Source organism: Roseibium sp. (assembly GCF_965232425.1).
Taxonomy (GTDB): Bacteria; Pseudomonadota; Alphaproteobacteria; order Rhizobiales; family Stappiaceae; genus Roseibium.
Genome location: NZ_OZ246971.1, coordinates 491,771 through 507,466, shown reverse-complemented (window position 1 = coordinate 507,466; position 15,696 = coordinate 491,771). Strand labels below are relative to the sequence as shown.

Genomic DNA, 15,696 nt, shown 5'->3' with positions numbered 1-15,696 from the left:
CCGGTGACACGATGACAGACCAGGGTCTTCCCGTAATCGATCTGGCTCCCCTTTCGGATGGAACACAGGAAGGCGTGGCGGCCGTTGCTTCGGAAATCGGGCACGCGGCCCGCGAGATCGGTTTCTTCTATGTCAGGAACCACGGAGTCGATGCCGCATTGATCGAGCGGACGTTCAGGGCGGCGCACCAGCTCTTCGGCGAGCCGCTCGATGCCAAGATGGCGCTGACCAAGGATTTCTTCAAAACCAACCGCGGTTACGTCCCCATGAAGGGGGAAAACCTCGACCCGTCGAAACCCTCCGATCTGAAAGAAGCCTTCAACATCGGTCTGGATCTTGCGCCGGATGACCCGAGAATAGTTGCCGGGGAGCCGTTCCGGGCGGTGAATCAGTGGCCGGATCTGCCTGGCTGGAAAGAGACCCTGCTGAGCTACTTCAACGAGGTCTGGGCGCTCGGCCGCAGACTTCACCAGGCCATCTCGGTCGATCTCGGCGTTGACCGCGATTTCTTCGAGACCAAGCTCGATGCGCCGATGGCGACGCTGCGCCTCTTGCATTATCCGCCACAGCCGGAGAGCGCGGAAGCCGGGCAGATCGGAGCGGGCACGCACACCGACTACGGCAACATAACCATACTCCTGCCCGATGAAGTCGGGGGGCTGGAGGTGCAGCGGCGCGACGGTGCATGGTTGAAGGCCCCGACGATCGAAGGTGCTTTCGTCTGCAACATCGGCGATTGCCTGATGCGGTGGACCAACGACATCTACGTCTCCACACCGCATCGCGTCGTCAATTCCAGTGGCCGCGAACGCTATTCGATCGCGTTCTTTCTCGATCCCAATCCGGACGCGGAAGTCGCCTGCCTGCCAGGCTGCCTGAACGAAGGTGAACAACCGAAATACCCGGCTATCTCCGGTGCCGATTATCTGAAAACAAGGCTGGATGCGAGTTACGAACCAGTCAAGGCGGCTCGAGATTTGGGCAGTTGAATGACTAAAAATTAGCCAGAAAATTTAACAGGCTAAAAAATAGGCTTTAACGTGGGGTCACAAGCCCGGCGCAGTGAGGATGTGTGCGTGTTCGTGTGTCAAGAAAATCAATTAAAGTAATAAAAATCAATAAGTTAAATCAAAAAACTTGAAGTGACTTGTCTCGCGGGGAAATGGCACGGGGATTGCAAAATCATATCGACGAAAAACGGAGCGGGCGATGACGCATGGCTTCGTCATAAAACGGAGGACGTAATGTCAAAGTTTGAACTTTCACGCCGCACCATCCTGAAATCGTCTGCTGCCGGTCTCGCCGCTCTCTCGGCAGGGGGTTTGTCGCGCCTTGCGCATGCTTCGGACCTGACGGTCGGTATCGTCTATGTCGGACCGCGCGACGACTTCGGCTGGAACCAGGCCCACGCTGTCGCCGCGGCCGCCCTGAAGGACGTGCCGGGCGTCACCGTCGTCGAGGAAGAAAACGTACCGGAGACGGTCGCGGTCGAAAAATCCATGGAATCCATGATCAATCTCGATGGCGCCAAGCTGATCTTCGCGACATCCTTCGGCTACTACAAGCCCTTCGTTCTGGATCTTGCCGGCAAATATACCGACGTTGAGTTCCGCCACGCGGCGCCTCTTTGGACCGATGCCGACCCGAAAAACGCCGGCAGCTATTTCGGCTATCTCGACCAGGCCCATTACGTGAACGGCGTCGCGGCCGGCCTGTCGACCACCAGCAACAAGCTCGGCTTCGTCGCCGCCAAGCCGATCGGAACCGTTCTGCGAAACATCAACTCCTTCCTGCTTGGTGCGCGCAAGGTCAACCCGGAAGCCACCGTCCAGGTGATCTTCACGGGAGAATGGTCGATGCCGGTCCGTGAAGCCGAGGCGGCTAATGCGCTGGTGGACGCCGGGTGCGATGTGCTGACCTGTCATGTCGACGGTCCGAAGGTCGTGATCGAAACGGCAGAGTCGCGCGGCATCAAGTGCTGCGGTCACAACGCCTCCCAGGCACCGCTTGCGCCCAACGGCTTCATCACCGGTGCGGAATACAAGTGGGAAACCATCTACAAGATGTTCGCCGTCAATCTCGCCGAAGGCCAGCCTCTGCCGAACTTCACCGGCGGCGGGTTTGACGTCGATTTCGTCCGGTCCACACCCTATGGCGCCGGAGCCACGGAAGCGGCGATCGCGTCTGCCGACGCGGCACGTGCGGACGTGAAGGCAGGCAAGCCGATCTTTGTCGGACCCATCAACAAGCAGGACGGTTCGCCGCTGCTCGCTGCCGGGGCAAGTTTCGACAATTACGAGCCGTCCCTGGATCAGACGGACTACCTGATCGAAGGCGTTGTCGGCTCGATCACCTGAGCACCAATCGACCTTTGCACCCGTGGCTTGTCTCAAGGACTTGGCGCCGGTGCAGTGAACAGCAGGGCGTGGCCGCTACCGTCTGAGTGTGCGGCCACCCAAGTCTCAGGGAAGAGGTATGGCAGATACCACGGAAACGCCCGGCATGGCCGTTCAGCCCGGCGTCGCAAACGATCTATTGGACCGGCTCAGACGCTCGTCTGAATATGTGGTCATTCCGCTCCTTGCTCTGGTCTTTTCGGGAGCGCTTTTTTCCGTATTCCTGTTGACGCTCGGCAAGTCGCCGGCGGAGTTCTTTTCCCTGGTCTGGCGTGGGGGCTTCGGCACCAGCTTTTCCTGGCAGAATACGCTCGTACGGGCCGCTCCGCTGATTTTCACCGCCCTTTGCGTCGCCATACCGGCACGCCTGGGCCTCGTCATCATCGGCGGCGAGGGGGCTCTTGTGCTCGGCGGATTTGCCTCTGCCGCGATTGCCATACCGATGATCGGCTGGATGCCCGGATACCTGATGCTTGCCATCATGGCGTTCGCGGGCATGCTGGCCGGAGCCATCTGGATCGGCTGCGTCGGGGCCCTGCGGCACTATCGCGGCGTGAACGAGACCATCGCCTCCCTGCTGATGTTCTATATCGCGGTCTCGATCCTGAATTTCTTTGTCGAAGGCGCGCTTCGTGACCCGTCCGACCCGAACAAGCCGTCCACGAAGCCGATCGGATCGGAAAACATGATCGGTGTCATCCCGGGGACGGACGTGCACTGGGGGCTCCTGATCGGCGTGCTCCTGTGCGGCTTGCTCTACCTTCTCATGAACCGGACCACCTTCGGCTTTGCGGCCCAGATTGCCGGCGGCAACCTGAGGGCCGCGCAGGCCCAGGGGCTTCCCGTCGGCCGTCTCGTGGTCGTGTCCTGCGCCATTGCCGGTGCCTGTGCAGGTCTGGCCGGTTTTTTCGAGGTTGCCGCGATCCATGGCAAGGCGAATGCCTCGCTGATCGCAGGCTATGGCTTTACCGGGATCCTCGTGTCGTTCCTGGCCCGCCACAATCCGCTCGTGATCGTGCCGGTCGCCATCTTCCTCGGCGGTATTGCCGCGTCAGGCGGACTGGTTCAGCGGCGCATGGATCTCCCGGACGCAACGGTCCTCGTGCTGCAGGGGCTTCTGTTCCTCGTCATCCTCGTGTCGGAAACCTTCTACGGGCGGCTGTCCATCTTCAAGTCGAAGGGAGCTGCGCAATGAGCGACGATGCGGGCCTGATGACAGTGCTTCTGGCCATGTTCGCCGGTGCAATCCGGGTATCGACACCCTTCCTGTTCGTAAGCCTCGGCGAAACGCTCACCGAAAAGTCCGGGCGCATCAATCTGGGCCTTGAAGGCACGCTGGTCTTTGGGGCCATGTCGGGCTACGCGATCTCCTATCACACCGGTTCGCCCTGGCTTGGCGTGCTTGTCGCCGGCGTCTGCGGATCGGCCTTCGGCGCGCTGCACGGCTATCTGTGCAAGCTCCCGAAAGTGAATGACATCGCGATCGGCATAGCGTTGATGCTGTTCGGGACCGGTCTCGCGTTCTTTTTCGGAAAGGCCTACATCCAGCCGTCTGCACCCCGATTGCCGGCAATATCCTTCGGTGCCTGGAGCGATCATCCCGGTATTCGCCAGGCATTGGAAATCAATCCGCTGTTCCTCTTGGGGATTGTGCTGGCCGTCTTCCTGTGGTGGGCGCTCAAGAACACGCGCTACGGCCTGATCATACGGACAACAGGCGACAGTGCGCCTGCAGCCCTGGCCCTGGGGATCAATGTCGACCGGGTGCGGCTTCTGTCCACCATGGCGGGCGGGTTCTTCGCCGGTATCGGCGGGTCCTTCCTGTCACTCTATTATCCGGGGAGCTGGACCGAAGGTCTTTCCTCCGGGCAGGGATTGATGGCGGTCGCGCTTGTGATCTTCGCGCGCTGGAATCCGCTCTACTGCTTCTGGGCGGCCCTTCTGTTCGGTGCGGCGGGAGCGCTTGGGCCGGCGCTTCAATCCATAGGCATTTCGCGCGGCTATCACTTCTTCAACGCCGCGCCCTACATCCTGACCCTTTTGATCATGATCGCGAGCACGTCGCCAAGGCGCTCCCTGAAGGGAGCCCCGGGCGAATTGTCGATCACCAAATAAGGAGCCATGCAATGAGCGGACTTGGTGGACTGAACAAAGCCCCGAACGGAGTGGTTCTGGGCATGGTGCAACTGCAATTGCCGACCGTCGCAACCGAAATCGATCTGGCGAACCAGACGGAGGTCATCGTCGACATGGTGGCGAAGGCGCGCCGCAACATGCCGACAATGGACATGGTCGTATTCCCCGAATACGCCCTTCACGGCCTTTCCATGGACATCAACCCGGACATCATGTGCTCGCTTGACGGCCCGGAAGTGGCGGCGTTCAAGAAGGCCTGTGTCGACAACGACATCTGGGGCTGCTTCTCGATCATGGAATTCAATCCCGGAGGCATGCCGTATAACTCCGGCCTGATCATCGACAACAAGGGCGAGCTCAAGCTTTATTACCGCAAGATGCATCCCTGGGTGCCGGTTGAACCCTGGGAGCCGGGCGACCAGGGCATTCCGGTCATCGACGGTCCGAACGGATGCAAGATGGCCCTGATCATCTGCCACGACGGCATGTTCCCGGAAATGGCCCGCGAATGCGCTTACAAGGGCGCCGAAATCATGATCCGCACCGCGGGCTACACGGCCCCGATCCGTGAAAGCTGGAAATTCACCAATCAGTCCAACGCGTTCTGCAACCTGATGGTGACCGCGAATGTCTGCATGTGCGGCACGGACGGTACGTTCGACAGTATGGGGGAAGGCATGATCGTCAATTTCGACGGTACAATCCTGGCCCATGGTACCAGCGGGCGCGCCAACGAGATCATCACGGCGGAGGTGCGCCCGGATCTGGTGCGCGAGGCACGCATCAACTGGGGCGTTGAGAACAACATCTACCAGTTCGGCCATCGCGGTTACGTCGCCGTGAAGGGGGGAGCGCAGGATTGCCCCTATACCTACATGACCGACCTTGCGGCGGGAAAATACCGTCTTCCCTGGGAAGACGAGGTCGTTCACACGGACGGTACGTCCTGCGGGTTCGAAGCGCCGGTGCGCCGTTTCGGTGACAAGGCCATGAGCGATGCAGCGGAGTGAGTGACATGAGCCTTGCCGACATCCCTTCCGAGGACATCGAAGGGGCCGTTGCCGCCGATCCCTATCCCTGGCCCTACAATGGCGATCTCAGGCCGGCCAACACGGCGCTGATCATCATCGACATGCAGACCGACTTCTGCGGCAAGGGCGGTTATGTCGACAGCATGGGCTACGACATCAGCCTGACGCGCGCGCCGATAGACCCGATCAGGACGGTCCTGGCCGCCATGCGCGCGAGCGGGTATCACATCATCCACACGCGCGAAGGGCACCGGCCTGACCTCGCCGACCTGCCGGCGAACAAGCGTTGGCGCTCGCAGCGGATCGGGGCCGGTATCGGCGACCCGGGACCTTGCGGCAAGATCCTCGTCCGGGGCGAGCCCGGCTGGGGAATCATTCCCGAACTTGCGCCACTGCCGGGCGAGCCGGTCATCGACAAGCCCGGAAAGGGGTCGTTCTGCGCGACGGATCTGGAACTGCTGCTGCGGACCAGGGGCATCGACAACCTCGTCCTGACCGGCATCACGACGGATGTCTGCGTGCACACGACCATGCGCGAGGCCAATGATCGCGGCTTCGAATGCCTGGTCCTGTCCGATTGCTGCGGCGCGACGGACCAGGGAAATCACGACGCTGCCCTGAAGATGGTGACCATGCAGGGCGGGGTCTTCGGCGCCGTGGCGGACAGCGCGACATTTCTTGCCGGTTTGCGGCAGGCGCGGGGAGCCGCGGGCGCATGAGCATTGCTCCGGATACGGTCTCGACATCACGTGCAATCGGTGTGGAAACCGTCGGCATGACCAAGGCTTTCGGCAATCTGGTCGCACTGGATGATGTTTCGATCCGGGTAACTCCCGGGTCCTTTCACGCGCTGCTCGGTGAAAATGGCGCCGGCAAGTCGACGCTTGTCAAATGCATGATGGGGTTCTACCAGCCGACAAGCGGCACCATGCTCGTCAATGAAAGCGAAGTCGGCGTTCCAAATCCGCGCGCCGCGCACGCGCTCGGCATCGGCATGGTGTACCAGCACTTCACGCTGGTGCCGTCCCTGACAGCGGCTGAAAACCTCGTCATCGCGCGCGCGGACGCTCCGCGCGTCATTGACTGGAAAGCCGAACGCCGAGCGCTGAGCGCCTTTCTGGAGACGACGCCGTTCAAGGTGCCGCTCGACGTCCCGGTGTCCGGGCTGTCGGCGGGTGAAAAGCAGAAGCTGGAAATTCTCAAGCAGCTCTATCTGGATCAGCGGTTCCTGATCCTGGATGAACCGACCTCGGTGCTTACGCCGGACGAGGCCGATGAAGTGCTCGGGCTGTTGCGGGGGATGACCGAGGCCGGTGACCTGACAATCCTGATGATCACGCACAAGTTCCGCGAAGTCACGGCCTATGCGGACGATGTCACCGTATTGCGGCGCGGGCGCGTGGTCGGCGGCGGCCGGGTCCGGGATCTGTCCGTCGACGACATGAGCCGCATGATGATCGGCGAAACGGAAATCCGGGAAAGCGCTGAACGGGCATCTCATCGGCAGCCGGCGCTCAAGCTGGAACTGGCCGGACTGTTCGCCGATGACGACGAGGAACTGCCTGCCATCGAAGCCGTCAGCCTGAAGATCCACGCGGGCGAAATTCTCGGCATCGCGGGCGTGTCCGGCAACGGCCAGTCCGAGCTGATCGAAGTGCTCTCCGGCCAGCGCCTCTTGAAGGACGGCCGGATCTTCATCGACAAGAAGCCCTATGAGCCCGAGCGCGGACAGATGGACACGTTCAAGGTGTTCGGGTTCTCCGAAGAACCGCTCAAGAACGTGGCGGTGCCCCGTATGAGCGTTGCGGAAAACATGGCGTTCCGCACCTTCGACAAGGCGCCGATCTCTCCCTTCAAGGGCTGGCTGTCGCCACCGCCCATGCGCCGTCAGGCCCGGGCGCTGATCGCGGCCTACCGGGTCAAGACACCCTCCACCGAAGAACCGATCGAAAATCTCTCCGGCGGAAACGTGCAACGCGCGATCCTCGCGCGGGAACTCTCCGGTGACGTTGACATCCTGATCGTTGCCAACCCCTGTTTCGGGCTGGATTTCGCGTCCGTTGCCGAAATCAGGGCGCAGATCATGGATCAGCGCAACAACGGGGCCGCGATCCTCCTCGTCTCGGAGGATCTGGACGAAATCCTGGAACTTGCCGACACGGTCGCAGTCATGTCCGAGGGAAAGATTACCTATCAGTCTCCAATGGTGGAAACGGACCGGGCGACGATCGGCCACGCCATGGCGGGGCACCACTGATGCTCAAGGTCAATGCCGATCCCTTCACGTTCACGTTTGATCCGTCCAGCACGGCGCTGGTCGTGATCGACATGCAACGCGACTTCATCGAGCCGGGCGGGTTCGGTGAGACGCTCGGCAACGACGTGTCCCACATGCAACGGGCAATTGCGCCGACGCGGGACCTGCTGAAGCTGTTCCGGCAAAAAGGATGGCCGGTCTTTCACACACGGGAGTGCCACGCCGCCGACCTCAGCGACTGCCCGCCGGCCAAAAGGGACCGCGGCAACCCGTTGATGCGCATCGGAGATGACGGGCCGATGGGCCGCATCCTCGTAAGAGGGGAACCGGGTGCCGAGATTGTCGCCGAATGCGCCCCGCTCGCGGGCGAGATCGTCATCGACAAGCCCGGGAAGGGCGCGTTCTACGCGACATCCCTTGGCGAGGATCTTGAACGACTGAAGATCCGGAGCCTCGTCTTTGCCGGTGTCACAACGGAAGTCTGCGTTCAGACGACCATGCGCGAGGCCAATGACCGCGGCTATGAATGCCTCCTGATCGAGGAGGCGACCGAGAGCTATTTTCCCGAGTTCAAGGCGGCGACGCTCGACATGATCCGGGCACAGGGCGGCATCGTCGGCTGGACCGCCCCCCTGAAGTCATTTGCCGTGGCACTCAATCCCCAGGACGATATCAGATGAGCGAAGAGTTCGACGCCAAAGCCCATGTTGCGCACATGGAAAATCTCATGGGTCTCAAGATCGAGGAGGAATGGCGGCCGGTGGTCGAGGCGCATATTTCCGCAATTGAAAAGGCGGCCGCGCTTGTCCGGTCCTTTCCTCTGGACGAAGAGGTTGAAGCCGCACCGGTGTTCGAGGCATGAGCGGCGGAACCGGCGTCACCCCGATGACCGCGGCGGAGATCGCGTACGCCGTCGGCAGCGGCAGCGTATCGGCAAAGGACGTTGTCGAGGCGTCGCTCGTGCAGATCGAAAAGCGCAATCCGGCGATCAACGCCTTCACCGACGTAACGGCAGATGCCGCCCTGGCGGACGCGCGAAAGATTGACGATGCTGTTGCAGCCGGCACGAGATTGCCGCTCGCCGGCGTTCCATTTGCGGTGAAGAACCTGTTCGACATTGAGGGCGTCGTGACGCGGGCCGGGTCGAAGATCAATCGCGGCAACGCGCCTGCAACGGCCGACGCGACACTCGTTAAACACCTGCGCAGGCAGGGCGCCGTCCTGATGGGTGGGCTGAACATGGGCGAATATGCCTATGATTTCACGGGCGAAAACATCCATGACGGAAACTGCCTGAACCCTCACGATCTTAGCCGGATGAGCGGGGGATCGTCTTCGGGGTCCGGGGCGGCGGTTGCCTCCGGCATGGTGCCGGTGAGCCTCGGATCGGACACCAACGGGTCGATCCGGGTGCCGTCGTCCTTCTGCGGCCTTTTCGGTCTCAAGCCCACCTACGGACGCCTGTCACGCCATGGCACCTATCCGTTTGTCGGCAGCCTCGACCACCTCGGACCCATGGCCAGATCGGCCGCCGATCTGGCGCTGGTGTTCGATGTGCTTCAGGGAGCCGATCCGATCGACCCCGCACAGGCGGCAAGACCCGCGCTCGCGACCTATGAACAGATCGATCAGGGGGCGGACAGACTGCGCATCGCGGTTGCCGGCGGCTATTTCCGGGAAAGGGCGGAACCGGAAGCGCTTGCCGCCGTGGACACCGTTGCGCGGGCGCTCGGAGCTTCGGATGAAATCGATATCACCGAGGCCGCGCGCGCGCGGGCTGCGGCCTATGTGATCACCAGCGCGGAAGGCGCGAACCTGCACTTCGACCGGATCGTGGCGCGCCCCGGCGACTACGATCCGGACACGCGCGACAGGTTTCTGGCAGGGACCACGGTCCCGGCCCTTTGGGTGCAGCAGGCGCAGCGTTTTCGCAGCTGGTTCCGCGCAAAGATGCGCAGGATATTCGAGGACGTCGATATTCTGCTGGCGCCGGCGACACCCTTTTCCGCCCTGCCGTCGGGAACGAAGACCATCACGCTGGATGGTATCACGATGCCCGCACGGCCGAATATCGGTCTGTTCACCCAGCCCGTGTCCTTCATCGGGCTGCCGGTGGTTGCGGTTCCGGTCTGGCTTGAAGGCGCGGCGCTGCCCATCGGCGTCCAGGTGATCGCACCGGCGTGGCGTGAAGACCTTGCGCTGCGCGCTGCCGCCGAACTTGAACGCACCGGCGTCTGCAGGGCGCCTGTCGCCGCCTGAAACCTTGCTTTGAGGGGAAGATCATGGATGACGCACGCTGGTCCGGGCGGAATCGGGACAAGGACCGGATCAGGGACCTTGTCTGGTCCGGTCTTGAAAAGAGCGGCACCAGCATAGGTCCGGCACACAGCTGCATTCCGAATTTCGCGGGCGCGGACCTTGCGGCGCGCAACCTTGCGCGGCTTCCCGCGTGGCAGGCGGCGAGAGTGGTGAAGTGCAATCCCGATCCGCCGCAGATCCCGGTCAGGTTGCGCGCGCTCTACGAAGGCAAGATCGTCTATGCCCCAGTGCCCGAACTGCTCAAACCCTTTCCCTTCGTCCGCCTCGATCCTGAAAAGCTCGAACGGAAGGGCATCCAGTTCGAACTGGCGGCGACCTCCCAGGGCTTTGTCGAACACGGTGAGGCGGTGGAATTCGAGGACATGGAACGGCTTGATTTCGTGGTCGTCGGATGTGTCGCCGTCAGCCGCTCGGGCGCGAGGACCGGCAAGGGTGGCGGTTTTGCCGATCTCGAACTCGGTATTTTCCGGGAACTGGACAAGCTGAAACCGGATACCCTGATCACGACGACGGTTCATTCCTCGCAGGTCGTCGGCAACGATCAGCTTGTCATGATGGACCATGACAGCGCGCTCGACGCGATTGCGACGGAGACCGAACTGATCGAAACCGGCACGAAGTTTCCGCAGCCGGAAGGCGTCGCCTGGGATGCCGTCCAGCCGGACCAGTTCCGGGATATCCCGTTTCTTGAAACACTTCGCGACCGCCTGAAGTCCAAGGGGAGGGGGTGATCGATGGAAATCAATATTCCGTCCGTGAAAGCCGAGGTTGAAGCGGTGTTTGCCGAATACGAAACGGCGCTTGTCGGCAACGATGTCGCAACGCTCGACCGTCTGTTTCTCGACGCGCCGACGACGATCAGATACGGGGGCGGCGAGAATCTCTACGGGTATGACGAGATCGCGGCCTTCAGGTCGGCACGAAGCGACGGCAACCTGCAAAGGCGGTTGGAGAGGACCGTGATCACCACCTACGGCACGGACTTTGCCACCGCCGCGACCCTGTTCTATCGCGACACGGCCCCCGGAAAGGTCGGCCGCCAGATGCAGACCTGGATGAGGACCGAGAACGGCTGGAAGGTGGTCGCAGCCCATGTCAGTGTCATCGCGCAGTGACATTCGCGGGTGGCTTGACCGGGTGAGTGTGGCCCGCAGGCGCCGGAAAGGGGGCCAAAAACAGACTGTGCGTTATATCACCCGCACTCTCCGAGATAGTTGCAAACCCATCCCTGACGCATGCTGAAGGCATTGCCGCAGACGCAATTGATGGTCGCAATTTTCACCGGTTCCGATCTCGCATGCGATGACAAGCGGCTGAGTATTCGTTGGGAGGAACGGATGAAAAAGCATCTCCTGGCCGCTGTCTCCGCGGCTGCATTTCTTTCAACCGGCGCAGCTTTTGCGGCGGATGGTCCCCTCAAGGTCGGCGTTCTCGCAACGCTCGAAGGGACATACACGGTTCTCGGCGAGGACGGTGTTCGGGGCCTCAAGACGGCGATGGCCGTCAAGGGTCCCAAGGCAGGCGGCCGTGACATCGAACTGATCATTCAGTCGACGGACGCATCGCCGGACAGCGCGGTGCGCGGCGCCCGCAAACTGGTCGAGCAGGACAAGGTCGACCTCGTGATCGGACCGCTCTCCGGTTCGGAAGGCATTGCGATCCGGGACTACTCCAAGACCCAGCCGCAGGTGACGTTCCTGAACGGGATTTCAGGTGCGCAGGAAACCACCTACGTGACGCCGTCGGACAATTTCTTCCGCTTCAACACGGATGGAGCGCAATGGTCCGCGGGCCTTGGCGACTACGTCTTCAACGACAAGGGCTGGAAAAGCGTTGCGACGATCGGGGAGGACTATTCCTTCATCTACACGCAGGTTTTCGGCTTTGCGCTTGAATTCTGCCAGGCGGGCGGCGAGATCACCGAACGTTTCTGGGTGCCGCTCGGAACGAAGGATTTCGGCTCGATCATCGCGTCGCTTCCCGATGATGTGGATGCGATCTATCTCGGCCTTGGCGGCGGCGACGCGGTCAACTTCCTGAACCAGTATCAGCAGGCCGGTGGCGACGCCAACCTGATCGGTGGCTCAATCATGGTGGACGGTACCGTTCTGAACTCCAAGGGCGACGCGAAAAAGGCGCTCATCGGAACGCCGTCGGCAGGCCCGCAGGCCGACACCTGGGATGACGCGAACTGGAAGGCCTACGTGAAGGCCTATCAGGATGCGTTCCCGCCGGACCAGCGGTTCCCGAGCCCCTCGCTCCTGGCAACCGGGTACTACAACGCGACGACCGCCGCGATGACCTGCCTGGATGAAGTGGGCGGTGATCTGTCCGATGGACACGCAAAGTTCCGCGGTTGCCTCGCCAACCTGGAACTCGATGCCCCCAACGGTAAGATCACGCTTGACGGCAACCGTCAGGCCATCGGGGCGAATTTCGTCTCCGAAGTCGCCGAACAGGATGACGGAACGCTCGTGACCAAACTGGTCGCGATCAAGGAAAACGTGCCGCAGACTCTCGGCATCGATCCTGAAGTCTTTGCAAAGATCGGCCTCCCAAGCCGTGAGACGCCTGAGTGCAAGACGTCTTACTGACCGCAAAGCGCCGGGCGGCCTGTGCCGCCCGGTTTTCCTACCGGGCCGCCGCTTCCCGCAGCTTCGTGTCGAGTTCTGGCAATGACTCTCATTACCTACGTTACGCGAGTTCATTTTGCCGATGGCGTTTTGGAAGAAGCGCTGTGGTCGGAAGTTGAGGTCAATCGCAAGACGCGGCCCCTGATCGTCACAGACGAGACCCATCTGGACAGCGAACTGTATGAACGGCTGCTTGCCGGGTTGCCGGTGCGCACATCGGTCGAGGTCGTCAGCGACGTGCCCGACATTCCCAACGAGAGCGCCGCCCGCCGCATTGCGGAGATTTACCAACGCACCGAGCGCGATCTCCTGATTGCATTCGGGCGCAACACCGCGATCGATCTTGCCAAGATCTCGCGCATATCGATTGCGCACAGCGAACCGCTTGAGACCTTCTCCTACGCAACCGGCGGCTCCAGACGGATCGGCAACAATCTGCCCGATCTCTACGCCGTTCCCGGCATCCAGGGATTTGGTTCTGCCGTCAGTGCTCATGCGCCGGTCGTTCTTCAGGACGGTGAGCGCACGCGCCTGATGTGCAAGAAACTGGTGCCGACCGTGACAATTTGCGACCCGACGCTGACGCTGGGCGCAACGCCGGTCGAAAGCGCGAGTGCCGGGGCCGATGCGCTCGGCCGATGCGTCGAAGCCTACCTGTCCCCTGGTTACAATCCGCCTGCCGACGGAATCGCGCTCGACGGGCTTGGGCGGGTGATCGCCAATCTGCACAAGGTGCTGGAAAACGACAGTGTCACGGCCCGCCGTGAGCTGATGGCCGCCAGCCTGAACGGTGCGCTCGCGCTGCAGAAGGGGCTTGGAACCATCCACGCCATCGGCTGCGCACTGGAGACAGTCGTCGACCGCCGCCTGGACCCGGGAGCTCTGAGCCGCCTGCTGCTGCCCTCGGTGCTTCAGTTCAACGCCGGGGCCGCGCGCGAGAAGTTCAGCACCCTGCAGAACCTTTTCGACCCGAACGGCGACAGCGGACCGGCCCGGAGCGTGACCGAGTTCCTGCACGATCTTCCCCTGCCGGAAAGCCTAAATGAAATGGGCATCGGTGAGGACGAGCTTCGAACCGCCGCCGATTTGGCAGCATCGGACCTGGCTGCCGTGCGCAGCCCGCGCGCGCTCTCCAGTTCAAGTCTCTACTCGATCATGAAATCGGTGCATTTGGACAGAACCCGGGTGGCCTGATGAAACCTTTGCTGATCAACGGGGAATGGGTGGCGACTGCCAGCGCCGCGGAAAACCGGAATCCGTCCGATCTCTCCGACGTGATCGATCTATATGCGCATGCCGGTGTTCCCGAAACCCAGGCGGCAATGGATGCAGCCGCGGCTGCGGCCCCCGGCTGGGCTGCCACATCGCCGCAGCAGCGGTTCGAGATCCTGAACAGGGCCGCTGATGAGCTGGCGCTGCGAAGACAGGAAATCGGTACGCTGCTGTCGCGCGAGGAAGGCAAGACGCTCCGCGAAGGTCTCCTGGAAGCGGAGCGGGCCGCGAACATCTTTCGTTTCTTTGCCGGTGAGTGCGTGCGGCAGACGGGTGACCTGCTTCCCTCCGTGCGCCCCGGCATCGATGTCGAGGTGACACGTGAACCACTCGGCGTCGTCGGCATCATCACGCCGTGGAATTTTCCGATCGCGATACCGGCCTGGAAAATCGCTCCGGCGCTCTGCTACGGCAATGCGGTCGTTTTCAAACCTGCCGAACTGGTGCCGGGCTGTGCCTGGATCCTCGCGGATATCCTCAAAAGAGCCGGTGTGCCGGACGGGGTCTTCAATCTGGTGACGGGTAAGGGATCGGTTGTTGGTCAGGCACTGCTGGAGTCACCCCTGATCGACGGGATAACCTTCACTGGGTCGCAGACGATCGGGCATCGGGTCGCGGCGTCCTGCCTGGAAAAGCTGCACAAGGTTCAGCTCGAGATGGGTGGCAAGAACCCGCTTGTCGTGCTGAACGATGCCGATCTCGATCAGGCCGTGGACGTCGCGGTGGATGGCGCCTTCTTTTCGACTGGGCAAAGATGCACGGCCTCGTCGCGCCTGATCGTGACGGAAGACATTTGCGGTCGTTTCATCGAGAAACTGGCCGATCGCTGCAAGGCGCTGACGGTCGGCAACGCGCTGACCGAGGGTACCGAGATCGGACCGGTCGCAAGCGCGGACCAGCTTGAGACCGACCTGAGATACATCGAAATCGGCCGCGCCCAGGGCGGCAACCTGCGCTGCGGAGGCGAGCGCCTGCGCCGGGAGACGGACGGATACTTTCTGCAGCCCGCGCTCTTCACCGACACGACCAACGACATGCGCATCAACACGGAAGAGGTGTTCGGCCCCGTCGCCTCGGTCATTCGCGTGAAGGACTATGATGAGGCGCTTCACGTTGCCAACGAAACGGAGTTCGGCTTGTGTGCGGGGATCTGCACGACCAGCCTCAAGCATTCGAGCCACTTTCGCAAGAATTCGAAGGCCGGCATGGTGATGGTCAACCTGCCGACGGCGGGCGTCGACTATCATGTTCCCTTCGGCGGCAGGAAAGGTTCGAGCTTCGGTCCGCGGGAGCAGGGCCGTTACGCGGCGGAATTTTTTACGACGGTCAAGACCGGGTATGTTCGCGCCTGATTATACCAACCGTCATGGATAGAAACCCATTTCACCGGGATTGTTTTGCCACAAGGCAAGGCGCGGTTTGCGCGGTAGTGCCGGCACTTCAAGCAAATTGCAACGCGGCATTGGGGCAAAAGAACCCGGCCTCCGGTGGCATGAAACCGGCCATCGGCTGCGTTGTGGCGCTTGCCCGATGCGCCGGCATCGCGCTGCGCACCACGCCTGACCGAGTGGACCGGTTTGATGCTATGAAATGGGTTTCTATCTATGAAGGTTGGTATTACTGCGCCGCAGCATGAATTTCAGTCTGATTTC

Annotated in this window: 15 protein-coding genes; all 15 read left to right on the top strand. The window is 61.8% G+C overall.

What is annotated here, in order from left to right:
• Positions 1 to 11 precede the first annotated feature (11 nt).
• Positions 12 to 989 carry an isopenicillin N synthase family dioxygenase gene (locus ACO08A_RS02420; protein WP_422039662.1) on the top strand — a complete coding sequence of 326 codons (978 nt, stop codon included), beginning with the start codon at positions 12 to 14 and terminating at the stop codon, positions 987 to 989.
• A gap of 255 nt (positions 990 to 1,244) precedes the next feature.
• The gene (locus ACO08A_RS02415) at positions 1,245 to 2,357 is read left to right on the top strand and encodes a BMP family ABC transporter substrate-binding protein (protein ID WP_422039661.1); all 1,113 of its coding nucleotides are present in this window, start codon (positions 1,245 to 1,247) and stop codon (positions 2,355 to 2,357) included.
• 118 nt (positions 2,358 to 2,475) lie between these two features.
• Complete coding sequence (locus ACO08A_RS02410) at positions 2,476 to 3,591, top strand: ABC transporter permease (RefSeq protein ID WP_422039660.1); 1,116 nt, start codon at positions 2,476 to 2,478, stop codon at positions 3,589 to 3,591.
• A complete protein-coding gene (locus ACO08A_RS02405; RefSeq protein ID WP_421981949.1) occupies positions 3,588 to 4,511 on the top strand; it encodes an ABC transporter permease in 924 nt (307 codons plus the stop codon). Before ACO08A_RS02410 ends, ACO08A_RS02405 begins: the two co-directional genes overlap by 4 nt.
• Before the next feature lie 11 nt (positions 4,512 to 4,522).
• Entirely contained in the window at positions 4,523 to 5,542 is a 1,020-nt protein-coding gene (locus ACO08A_RS02400; protein ID WP_422039659.1) for a formamidase, read from the top strand.
• 5 nt (positions 5,543 to 5,547) lie between these two features.
• Positions 5,548 to 6,282, top strand: a complete 735-nt coding sequence (locus ACO08A_RS02395) for a cysteine hydrolase family protein (protein WP_422039658.1) — start codon at positions 5,548 to 5,550, stop codon at positions 6,280 to 6,282.
• On the top strand, positions 6,279 to 7,820 hold the full coding sequence (locus ACO08A_RS02390; protein ID WP_422039657.1) for an ABC transporter ATP-binding protein: 1,542 nt from the start codon (positions 6,279 to 6,281) through the stop codon (positions 7,818 to 7,820). The genes ACO08A_RS02395 and ACO08A_RS02390 overlap by 4 nt, the downstream gene beginning before the upstream one ends.
• Positions 7,820 to 8,500, top strand: a complete 681-nt coding sequence (locus ACO08A_RS02385) for a cysteine hydrolase family protein (protein ID WP_422039656.1) — start codon at positions 7,820 to 7,822, stop codon at positions 8,498 to 8,500. Before ACO08A_RS02390 ends, ACO08A_RS02385 begins: the two co-directional genes overlap by 1 nt.
• Positions 8,497 to 8,682 carry a DUF4089 domain-containing protein gene (locus ACO08A_RS02380; protein ID WP_422039655.1) on the top strand — a complete coding sequence of 62 codons (186 nt, stop codon included), beginning with the start codon at positions 8,497 to 8,499 and terminating at the stop codon, positions 8,680 to 8,682. The genes ACO08A_RS02385 and ACO08A_RS02380 overlap by 4 nt, the downstream gene beginning before the upstream one ends.
• Positions 8,679 to 10,079 carry an AtzE family amidohydrolase gene (locus tag ACO08A_RS02375; protein WP_422039654.1) on the top strand — a complete coding sequence of 467 codons (1,401 nt, stop codon included), beginning with the start codon at positions 8,679 to 8,681 and terminating at the stop codon, positions 10,077 to 10,079. Before ACO08A_RS02380 ends, ACO08A_RS02375 begins: the two co-directional genes overlap by 4 nt.
• Before the next feature lie 23 nt (positions 10,080 to 10,102).
• Positions 10,103 to 10,870 (top strand): 5-formyltetrahydrofolate cyclo-ligase, encoded by a 768-nt coding sequence (locus tag ACO08A_RS02370; RefSeq protein WP_422039653.1) that lies wholly within the window; start codon positions 10,103 to 10,105, stop codon positions 10,868 to 10,870.
• Positions 10,871 to 10,873: 3 nt separating this feature from the next.
• Positions 10,874 to 11,254 carry an oxalurate catabolism protein HpxZ gene (gene hpxZ / locus ACO08A_RS02365; RefSeq protein WP_422039652.1) on the top strand — a complete coding sequence of 127 codons (381 nt, stop codon included), beginning with the start codon at positions 10,874 to 10,876 and terminating at the stop codon, positions 11,252 to 11,254.
• A gap of 222 nt (positions 11,255 to 11,476) precedes the next feature.
• Positions 11,477 to 12,733: an ABC transporter substrate-binding protein gene (locus ACO08A_RS02360; protein ID WP_422039651.1), complete on the top strand. Its 1,257-nt coding sequence runs from the start codon at positions 11,477 to 11,479 to the stop codon at positions 12,731 to 12,733.
• Positions 12,734 to 12,814: 81 nt separating this feature from the next.
• Positions 12,815 to 13,966 carry an iron-containing alcohol dehydrogenase gene (locus ACO08A_RS02355; protein ID WP_422039650.1) on the top strand — a complete coding sequence of 384 codons (1,152 nt, stop codon included), beginning with the start codon at positions 12,815 to 12,817 and terminating at the stop codon, positions 13,964 to 13,966.
• Positions 13,966 to 15,396, top strand: coding sequence for an aldehyde dehydrogenase family protein (locus ACO08A_RS02350; protein WP_422039649.1), 1,431 nt, complete (start codon positions 13,966 to 13,968; stop codon positions 15,394 to 15,396). The genes ACO08A_RS02355 and ACO08A_RS02350 overlap by 1 nt, the downstream gene beginning before the upstream one ends.
• Positions 15,397 to 15,696: the final 300 nt, after the last annotated feature.

Excerpts from the sequence above, each read along its gene's own strand:
- ACO08A_RS02420 (WP_422039662.1), top strand. The coding sequence starts at position 12 with ATGACAGACCAGGGTCTTCCCGTAATCGATCTGGCTCCCCTTTCGGAT.
- ACO08A_RS02415 (WP_422039661.1), top strand. The coding sequence starts at position 1,245 with ATGTCAAAGTTTGAACTTTCACGCCGCACCATCCTGAAATCGTCTGCT.
- ACO08A_RS02410 (WP_422039660.1), top strand. The coding sequence starts at position 2,476 with ATGGCAGATACCACGGAAACGCCCGGCATGGCCGTTCAGCCCGGCGTC.
- ACO08A_RS02405 (WP_421981949.1), top strand. The coding sequence starts at position 3,588 with ATGAGCGACGATGCGGGCCTGATGACAGTGCTTCTGGCCATGTTCGCC.
- ACO08A_RS02400 (WP_422039659.1), top strand. The coding sequence starts at position 4,523 with ATGAGCGGACTTGGTGGACTGAACAAAGCCCCGAACGGAGTGGTTCTG.
- ACO08A_RS02395 (WP_422039658.1), top strand. The coding sequence starts at position 5,548 with ATGAGCCTTGCCGACATCCCTTCCGAGGACATCGAAGGGGCCGTTGCC.
- ACO08A_RS02390 (WP_422039657.1), top strand. The coding sequence starts at position 6,279 with ATGAGCATTGCTCCGGATACGGTCTCGACATCACGTGCAATCGGTGTG.
- ACO08A_RS02385 (WP_422039656.1), top strand. The coding sequence starts at position 7,820 with ATGCTCAAGGTCAATGCCGATCCCTTCACGTTCACGTTTGATCCGTCC.
- ACO08A_RS02380 (WP_422039655.1), top strand. The coding sequence starts at position 8,497 with ATGAGCGAAGAGTTCGACGCCAAAGCCCATGTTGCGCACATGGAAAAT.
- ACO08A_RS02375 (WP_422039654.1), top strand. The coding sequence starts at position 8,679 with ATGAGCGGCGGAACCGGCGTCACCCCGATGACCGCGGCGGAGATCGCG.
- ACO08A_RS02370 (WP_422039653.1), top strand. The coding sequence starts at position 10,103 with ATGGATGACGCACGCTGGTCCGGGCGGAATCGGGACAAGGACCGGATC.
- hpxZ (WP_422039652.1), top strand. The coding sequence starts at position 10,874 with ATGGAAATCAATATTCCGTCCGTGAAAGCCGAGGTTGAAGCGGTGTTT.
- ACO08A_RS02360 (WP_422039651.1), top strand. The coding sequence starts at position 11,477 with ATGAAAAAGCATCTCCTGGCCGCTGTCTCCGCGGCTGCATTTCTTTCA.
- ACO08A_RS02355 (WP_422039650.1), top strand. The coding sequence starts at position 12,815 with ATGACTCTCATTACCTACGTTACGCGAGTTCATTTTGCCGATGGCGTT.
- ACO08A_RS02350 (WP_422039649.1), top strand. The coding sequence starts at position 13,966 with ATGAAACCTTTGCTGATCAACGGGGAATGGGTGGCGACTGCCAGCGCC.